Consider the following 1,398-nt stretch of genomic DNA (forward strand, 5'->3'; position numbering starts at 1 on the left):
AGCATCGGTGATCGGGCGGGTTGATTGACCTGCGGAGTTCTCTTCCTAGACTCGTAAATCCACTACGAAGGAGAGCTTGAATGACCTACTTCACCGGAATCGATGTGTCCCTGAGATCCGTCTCGATCTGCGTCGTAGACGACCGTGGCGAGGTCTGCCGAGAGGCGAAGATCGACGCGCATGTCGATGTGATCGTCGATTGGCTGCGCAGCTTCAGTCCTGAGTTGAACTCCGTCGGCTTCGAAGCCGGCGCGCTGAGTCAGTACCTCACCTACGGCCTGCAGGCCGCGGGCTTCGAAGTCATCTGCCTGGAAGCCCGACAGGTCAAGAACACCCTGGACGCCATGCGCAACAAGACCGACCGCAACGACGCGCGCGGCATCGCGCAGATCCTGCGCACCGGCTGGTACAGCCGCGTGCACATCAAGAGCCTACACAGCCACCGCGTGCGCGCGCTGCTCGCCAGCCGCAAGGCGATCCTGGCAAAGTGCGTCGACCTCGAGAATGAGCTGCGTGGTCTTCTGCGCGTGTTCGGCATCCGACTGGCGCCGCGCGTGGGCCATGGATCCTTCGATGCCCAGGTGCGCTCAACCTTCGCCGATGACGAGACGCTGTCCTGCGCGCTGGTGCCTCTGCTGGACGCAAGGACCGTGCTCTACAAGACCTACCTGAAGCTGGACAACGCAGTCAAGGCGCTGACCAAGGCGGATCCGCTGTGCGTGCGGCTCATGTCCATCCCGGGCGTCGGTCCTGTGACGGCACTCACCTTCAAGTCGGCCGTGGATGATCCCGCCCGGTTCAAGGCGTCGCGCACGGTGGCAGCCCACTTCGGCCTGACGCCCAAACGCTACCAGTCCGGCGAGATGGACAACCCAGGTCACATCTCGCGAGCTGGCGATGCCGATGTGCGGTCGGCGCTCTATGTGGCGGCGCACTCGCTGCTCACGCGCAACGCGCAGTGGTCGTCGTTGAAAGCCTGGGGAATGCGGCTTGCCAAGACAAGAGGCCATCGACGTGCGGTGATCGCTGTGGCGCGCAAGCTGGCCGTCATCCTGCACCGCATGTGGGTAGATGGCTCCGAGTTCCGATGGGGTGCTCAGGAGCCTGTCGCCGTGAAGGCGTGACTGTGCGGGTCAGGTGCATTGACTGACGAAAGGAATCGAGGATTGAGCGTTCAGGTGTAGACGATGGTCCGGATGAAGCCGTAAATGACTGCTGCGCTGCAAAGCGCGTCCAAAAGCGTGGCTCTCCGCTCCGTCTGACCAATGCGTGCAGCGCCGACCTTCGGGTCGGGACCGACTGCGTAGAGAAGCGTGAACTGCACCGAGACGTTCTGTTCGACGAAACCAAATACCGAGATACTCTGCGCTTGACAAACCGGCCCGATCAGAGAAGCGG

The 1,398-nt window shown here is 62.4% G+C and carries 2 protein-coding genes; one reads left to right on the forward strand and one right to left on the reverse strand.

The features are described 5' to 3' along the window. Nucleotides 1-80: 80 nt before the first annotated feature. Nucleotides 81-1,124, forward strand: a complete 1,044-nt coding sequence (locus BMW87_RS34585) for an IS110 family RNA-guided transposase (RefSeq protein WP_093083112.1) — start codon at nucleotides 81-83, stop codon at nucleotides 1,122-1,124. Nucleotides 1,125-1,174: 50 nt separating this feature from the next. Here BMW87_RS34585 and BMW87_RS35315 read toward each other — a convergent pair. Continuing rightward, on the reverse strand, nucleotides 1,175-1,398 hold a 224-nt coding region (locus BMW87_RS35315; RefSeq protein ID WP_177192931.1), incomplete at its 5' end, for a hypothetical protein.

It is taken from the genome of Variovorax sp. OV084, from assembly GCF_900111625.1.
Classification (GTDB): domain Bacteria; phylum Pseudomonadota; class Gammaproteobacteria; order Burkholderiales; family Burkholderiaceae_C; genus Variovorax.